At 74.0% G+C, this 6,713-nt stretch carries 6 protein-coding genes and 1 tRNA gene; 4 read left to right on the top strand and 3 right to left on the bottom strand.

The genetic code is table 11. The annotated features are described in order from the left end of the window. The coding region (malQ, locus tag HMPREF3105_RS10240) for a 4-alpha-glucanotransferase (RefSeq protein ID WP_246830373.1) at positions 1–2,371 on the bottom strand (2,371 nt) is incomplete at its 3' end. Positions 2,372–2,495: 124 nt separating this feature from the next. Continuing rightward, a tRNA-Leu gene (locus HMPREF3105_RS10235) sits at positions 2,496–2,579 on the bottom strand. A 116-nt stretch (positions 2,580–2,695) separates the two neighbouring features. On the opposite strand from HMPREF3105_RS10235, the gene HMPREF3105_RS10230 reads away from it, so the two are divergent. After that, on the top strand, positions 2,696–4,021 hold the full coding sequence (locus HMPREF3105_RS10230; RefSeq protein ID WP_036315197.1) for a M20/M25/M40 family metallo-hydrolase: 1,326 nt from the start codon (positions 2,696–2,698) through the stop codon (positions 4,019–4,021). 52 nt (positions 4,022–4,073) lie between these two features. On the opposite strand, the gene HMPREF3105_RS10225 is transcribed toward HMPREF3105_RS10230, so the two are convergent. Continuing rightward, the gene (locus HMPREF3105_RS10225) at positions 4,074–4,313 is read right to left on the bottom strand and encodes a DUF5703 family protein (protein ID WP_036315193.1); all 240 of its coding nucleotides are present in this window, start codon (positions 4,311–4,313) and stop codon (positions 4,074–4,076) included. A 93-nt stretch (positions 4,314–4,406) separates the two neighbouring features. Here HMPREF3105_RS10225 and HMPREF3105_RS10220 point away from each other — a divergent pair, with 93 nt between their 5' ends. The 3 genes from HMPREF3105_RS10220 to mshC all read left to right on the top strand — a co-directional run. After that, positions 4,407–4,625 (top strand): hypothetical protein, encoded by a 219-nt coding sequence (locus HMPREF3105_RS10220; protein ID WP_036315190.1) that lies wholly within the window; start codon positions 4,407–4,409, stop codon positions 4,623–4,625. Positions 4,626–4,694: 69 nt separating this feature from the next. Further along, positions 4,695–5,528: an undecaprenyl-diphosphate phosphatase gene (locus HMPREF3105_RS10215; protein ID WP_036315183.1), complete on the top strand. Its 834-nt coding sequence runs from the start codon at positions 4,695–4,697 to the stop codon at positions 5,526–5,528. 64 nt (positions 5,529–5,592) lie between these two features. After that, on the top strand, positions 5,593–6,713 hold a 1,121-nt coding region (gene mshC, locus HMPREF3105_RS10210), incomplete at its 3' end, for a cysteine--1-D-myo-inosityl 2-amino-2-deoxy-alpha-D-glucopyranoside ligase (protein WP_070709519.1).

Below are 6,713 nucleotides of genomic sequence, written 5' to 3'. Positions count from 1 at the left end.
CGGCGTCCAGCATCCGGACCCGTGCGCCATCCGCTCCCACCGGCTCCTCCGCCCGGGTCAGCAGGATCATCCGCACGCCCCGGCGGGCCAGGGCCACGGCGGCCTGCCGCACGTAGACGTTCATGCCGCCGGCGTCGCCGCGGCCGGGCTGGGCCAGGGGGGAGGTGTGCAGGCTGACCCCGATCCCCACCGGCACGGACGCCCGCAGTTCGGCGTCCACGGCGTCGAACAGCCGGGCCGCCGACGCCGAGTCCGCCAGGTCCTCGACGGAGACCATCCGTCCGGCGCCGTCGCCGAGCGGCACAGTCCAGTTCGGGTACTGGTCCTGGAGGGTGCCGGGCTGGTTCTGGATGCGCCGCTCGCCCACGGCGTCCACGAGCGCCACGCTGTGCAGGGCCGAGGGCGCCTGCGCGAGCAGGCGGTGCAGGGCCACGATCTGGCGTTCGCGCACCTCGGGGCCGGCGTCGGGGACGTCCACGTCCGCCTCGGCGAGCAGCCCGCGCCGGGCCGCGGCGGCGAGGAACGCGCGCACCTCCTCCGCCGACCGGCGGCGTTCCTGGGCGACGTCCACGGTGTAGAGGCCCAGCCGTTCGCGCAGGTCCACCTGGACGCCCTCGAGGTAACCGGCCGTGGGCGGCAGGTCGTGCGTGTTCACCGCCGCCATGGCCAGCCGCCGGTAGCGCTCCGGCGGGGTGGGCTCGCCGTCCTCCTGTTCGAACCACAGGATCGACGTGCCGAGCACGCCGGCCTCGGCCAGGCGGCGCTGCACCCACGGCTCGAACGTGCCGAGGTCCTCGCCCACCACGACGACGCCGGCCCGCTCGGCCTCGAGCGTGAGCACGGCGAGCATCGCCTCGTGGTCGTATTCGACGTACGCGCCCTGGGTGGCACCGGCGCCCTCCGGGATCCACCACAGGCGGAACAGCCCCAGGACGTGGTCCATCCGGATGCCGCCCGCGCCGCGCAGCACGGTGCGCAGCATGTCCCGGAACGCGGCGTAGCCGGTCTCGGCCAGGCGGCGCGGATGCCAGGGGTGCTGCGACCAGTCCTGGCCCAGCTGGTTGAACAGCTCGGGCGGCGCGCCGACGGACATGGTCGGCACCAGCACGTCCCCGAGCATCCACGCGTCCGCGGTCTCGCGGGTCGCCCCGACTGCCAGGTCCACCATGACGCCCATGCGCATGCCGGCCGCCCGGGCCCGCTCCTGCACGCCGGCGAGCTGCTCGGCGGCGATCCACTGCACCCAGCGGTGCAGGTCGACGTCGGTCGCGCGTTCGACGCGGACCCGCTCCGCCTCGACCCCGCCCGGCGCCCAGGCCGGGTCGGCGAGATCGGGTCCGGTGCCGTCGCCGTCCAGCCGCAGGACGGACCAGAGGGCGAAGTCGTCCAGGCCCGGGCCGGCCTCGGCGCGGAACCGTGCGTAGGCGGCCTCGCGCTCGGGGGAGCGGGGCACCTCGTGCACGCGGCGCAGCGCGGGCCACAGGACGGCGGCGACGGCGGCCCGATCGATCCGGCCGGTGCGCTCCAGCTCCGCCTGGACGCGGGCGCCGGCCGACCGCAGCTCCGCCTGCTCCGCGGCGGGCAGGTCGGCGAACTCGGGGATCGAGGGCACGTGCACGACCAGCGCCGAGAGGAACCGACGGGAGACGGGGGAGTAGGGGGAGTCCGCCGGATGGGGGCCGGGCTCGATCGCGTGCAGGGGGTGCAGCAGCAGGAAGTCGGCACCGTGCCGGGCGACGATCTCGGCCAGGGACGCCATGTCCGCCGCGTCGCCGATGCCCCACGAGTCCGCCGAGGTCACCGAGTAGCCCTGCGCGGCCGCGCCCCAGCCGCGGCGCTCGAGGAAGGGACGCGCCGTGCTCAGCCGGGTCGGGGCGCAGACCAGGACCGCGGAGGCGGTGGAGCCGGAGCCGCTGGTCACCTCCAGCCGGTGCCAGCCCGGGGCGAGGTCGGCGGGGATCTGAACGTGGACGCGCTCGCGTTCGACGCCGTCCACGAGGCGGACCTCGGACACCGGCTCGCTCACGCTCACCTCGAGGGTCCGCCCGTCCTCCGTGCGCACGCGGGCCACGACCGGCTCGCCCGCGGCCACGTGGCACGGCACGGACAGGCGGTGGCCGGACCGGGCGGCCACGGTGGGCGGGAGCACGTCCCGCCAGGGGGCCGTCTCCGCCTCCTCCAGCGCCTCGGCCAGAGCGGCGACCCCGTCCGGACGGACCGACACCCCGAGGGCGGCGAGCACCTTCACGAGGGCCTCGTCCGGCACGGTCTGGGCCGAGCCGTCCTGCCCGACGTACTCGGGCTGCACCCCGTGGGCTCGCGCGAGCCGGTGCAGCAGTGCGGGGGCTTCCAGGGCCATCAGGTCCTCCATGCCGTCGTGCGGTTCCACCGACGGCGCCTGCCGTCGCACAGACACCACTCTAGAGGGGACGCCGGTCCGGGGAACACGCAGGGCCCCGGTCGTGACGACCGGGGCCCTGCTGCTCGACGAGCGGTGCGCGAGGGGGGACTTGAACCCCCACGTCCTTGCGGACACAGCGACCTCAACGCTGCGCGTCTACCAATTCCGCCACTCGCGCTCATCGGTGGAGCCCTGGGAGAGGCTCCGTCGCCCACCGCGTTCCGGTCCTGTCCGGTCCGTCCCGCTCCGGGCAACTCGAGAAAGATAGCACGGGTTCGGGCTAGGCTCAAAACCATGGTCGAGAACATCGAGAACCCCGCCCGCTCGCGCCCCGAGGACCGCGTCGTGGAGATCTGCCGCGACCTCATCCGGATCGACACCACCAACCGCGGGGGCAACGTCTCCGTCGGTGAGCCTGAGGCCGCGGAGTACTGCGCCCGGCTCATGACCGAGGCGGGGATGACCCCCCGCTTCTTCGAGTCGGCGCCGGGCCGGGTCTCCGTCGTCGGGCACCTGCCGGGCTGGGATCCGGAGGCGCCGGGGCTCGTCATCCACGGGCACACGGACGTGGTCCCCGCCGAGGCGGACGAGTGGAGCGTGGACCCGTTCGGCGCCGAGCTCAAGGACGGCATGATCTGGGGGCGCGGCGCCGTGGACATGAAGGGCATGGACGCCATGGTGCTCGCGGTGCTGCTGCACCTGGCCCGCACGGGCCGCCGGCCGCGGCGACCCCTGACGGTTGCGTTCTTCGCCGACGAGGAGGCCGGCGGCGTCTACGGCGCACGCTGGGTCGTGGACCATCACCCCGAGGTGTTCGACGGGTGCACCGAGGCGATCTCCGAGGTGGGGGGCTTCTCCACCGAGGTGCACGGCTCGCGCGCCTACCTCGTGCAGACCGCGGAGAAGGGGCTCGCCTGGCTCAACCTCACCGCGGAGGGCGCCCCCGGGCACGGCTCGGCCCCGCACCCGGACAACGCGGTCACCCGGCTGGCCGGCGCCATGACCCGCATCGGCGGGCACGAGTGGCCGCTCGTGTACACCAAGACCACGCGCGCGCTGCTCGAACAGGTGGCCGAGATCATGGGCGTGGACTTCGACGAGACGGACCCGACGCCGCAGCTCGACGCGCTCGGGCAGGCCCGTTCCTGGGTGGCCGGCACCCTGCGCACCTCGTCCAACCCGACGGGGCTGACCGCCGGCTACAAGCACAACGTCATCCCGTCCTCGGCCACCGGCACCGTGGACGTGCGCCTGATCCCCGGGGAGGAGGAGTCCGCCCTCGCCACGATCGCCGAGCTCGCCGGTCCCGACGTGACCATCGCACCCGAGCACCGGGACGTCACCCTGGAGACCCCCTTCTCCGGGGACCTGGTGGAGCTGATGATCGCCTCGCTGCAGGCGGAGGACCCCGAGGCCCAGGTGCTGCCGTTCATGCTCGGCGGGGGCACGGACAACAAGTCCCTCTCCCGGCTGGGCATCACCGGCTACGGCTTCGCGCCCATGCGCCTGCCCGCCGACCTGGCCTTCACGTCCCTGTTCCACGGCATCGACGAGCGGGTGCCCGTGGACGCGCTCGAGTTCGGCTGCCGGGTGCTCGAGCGGATGCTGGAGCCGCGCTGATCCGGGCCGCGGGCGGCGACGACGGCCGGGGCGGCGTCGTCGCGCCCGCGCCTCAGAGGGTCTGCAGGGTCGAGGCCACGCGCATCACGCGGCGGCGCATCCAGTAGCGGCGCGCCCCGTCACGGTAGTGCACGGAGCGCTGCAGCTCCCATTGGCCGTACTCCGCGTGCTCCACGAGGCGCCGCCGGGCGTCGGCGAGGGACTCGTGGGCGGCGACCGTCATCACCAGGTACTCCCACTTCTGTCCGCGGGAGATCGCGTCGAGGGTCGAGGACATCAGCTGTTCACGCACCCGCCCATCCTGGCAGACGGCGTCGGGTCCGGCGGCCGGTCCCGCACGGCCCACCCCTGGCCGCGTCACCGGCCACCGGGTTACCGTTCACCCATGAGCTCTGACGCCCGCATGGCCCTCGAGGCCCTCACCACCGCCCTGAACGAACACCTCGTGGCCGCGCAGAACAAGCGGGGCGAGGACGACCCCGCCGTCGAAGCCGCCTTCTTCGCCGTGGCCGACGCCTTCGAGGCCTACGAGGACGCCCTGTACGCGGACACCGAGGAGGTCACCCCGCTCGACCTCTTCGACGACGAGGACGACGACGACTGACCGTCCTGCTCGTGACGGATCGCACGGCCCCGGGTTCCCACCCGGGGCCGTGGCGTACAGTGACCCTCCGTGACGTGGATCGAAGCCATCATCCTGGGCCTGGTGCAGGGCCTCACGGAGTTCCTGCCCATTTCCTCCTCCGCCCACATCCGCATCGTGGGCGAGTTCCTGCCCTCCGCGACCGACCCGGGGGCGGCCTTCACGGCCATCACGCAGCTCGGCACGGAGCTGGCGGTCCTCATCTACTTCTGGCGCGACATCACCCGCATCATCGGCCGGTGGTGCGCCGCGGTCACGGGGCGGATCCCGCACTCGGACCCCGATGCGCGCATGGGCTGGCTGATCATCGTGGGCTCGATCCCGATCGCGGTCCTGGGCCTGCTGCTGGAGGACTGGATCGACACGGAGTTCCGGTCGCTGTGGATCACGGCGACCATGCTCATCGTGTTCGGCGTCCTGCTCGCCCTGGCGGACCGGCTCGGCCGTCAGACCAAGCCGCTCGAGAAGCTCACCGTGCGGGACGGCGTCCTCTACGGCCTGGCCCAGGCCCTCGCGCTGATCCCGGGCGTCTCGCGCTCCGGCGGCACCATCGCGGCCGGCCTGGCCATGGGCTACACCCGGCCCGCCGCCACCCGCTACGCGTTCCTGCTGGCGGTGCCCGCCGTGTTCGCCTCCGGCCTGTACAAGCTGTACACCTCGCTCACCGATCCCGGCACGCAGGGCCCGTACGGCATGGGGGAGACGCTGGTCGCGACCGCGATCGCCTTCGTGGTGGCCTACGCGGTCATCGCCTGGCTCATGCGCTTCATCAGCACCAACTCGTACCTGCCGTTCGTCTGGTACCGCATCCTCCTGGGCGGCGTCCTGTTCGCCCTGCTGGGCGCGGGCGTCATCAGCGCCTGAGCCCGCTCCCGCCGCCGGGCATGGCGGCCCGGCACCGCCGAACCACCCCGATCTGAGGAGTCCCGTGAAGTCCTGGAGCACCCCCGCCCCGCCCGCCGTGCCGAGCCGCCCCGACCGGCTGCGGCTGCACGACACCGCCACGGGACGGACTCGGCATCCGGGCAACGACGCGCAGCGCGCCTCGCTGTACGTCTGCGGGATCACCCCGTACGACGCGACGCATCTCGGCCACGCGAGCACCTATGTGGCCTTCGACCTGCTGCACCGCTACTGGCGCGCGGCCGGTCTCGAGGTCGCCTACGTCCAGAACGTGACCGACGTGGACGACCCCCTGCTCGAGCGGGCCGAGGCGACCGGCGTCGACTGGCGCGCGCTCGCCGAGGAGCAGACCGACCTGTTCCGTGCGGACATGGCCGCCCTCGAGGTGCTCGCCCCGGACCACTACGTCGGCGCGACCGAGGCGGTGGGCCTGGTGGTGGACGCCGTCGAGACGATGCTGGCGGCGGGCCGGGCCTACCGCGTGCCGGGCGGCGACGGCGAGCCCGACGGGGACGTCTACTTCGACGTCCGCGCGGCCCAGTCCGCGACCGACTGGCGCCTCGGACAGGTCTCCGCGATGGGCCTGGACGAGATGGCCGCGGTGTTCCCGGAGCGGGGAGGCGATCCCGACCGCCCCGGCAAGCGCGACCCGCTGGACCCGCTGCTGTGGCGCGTGCACCGCGAGGGCGAGCCTGCCTGGGACGGTCGGTCGCTCGGCTCCGGCCGGCCCGGCTGGCACATCGAGTGCTCCGTGATCTCCCGGGCCCACCTGCCGGCGCCGTTCACGGTGCAGGGCGGCGGCTCCGACCTGCGGTTCCCGCACCACGAGTTCTCCGCCGCGCACGCCACCGCCGTCGACGGCCTGCCGCTCGCGCACACCTACGCGCACACCGGCATGGTGGCCCTGGACGGCGAGAAGATGTCCAAGTCCCTCGGCAACCTCGAACTCGTCTCCCGCCTGCGGGCGCGGGGCGTCGAGCCGGTGGCCGTCCGCGCGGCGATCCTCGCGCACCACTACCGGTCGGACTGGGAGTGGTCCGAGCAGGTGCTGGCCGACGCCCAGGCGCGGGTGGCCCGTTGGCGCGCCGCCCTGGACGGACCGCATGCCGCCGCCGGCGTCGCCGTGCTGGACGCGGTGCACGCGGC

It is taken from the genome of Micrococcus sp. HMSC31B01 (genome assembly GCF_001816085.1).
GTDB classification, from domain to species: Bacteria; Actinomycetota; Actinomycetes; order Actinomycetales; family Micrococcaceae; genus Micrococcus; species Micrococcus luteus.
This window is presented reverse-complemented; position numbering and strand designations above follow the sequence as displayed.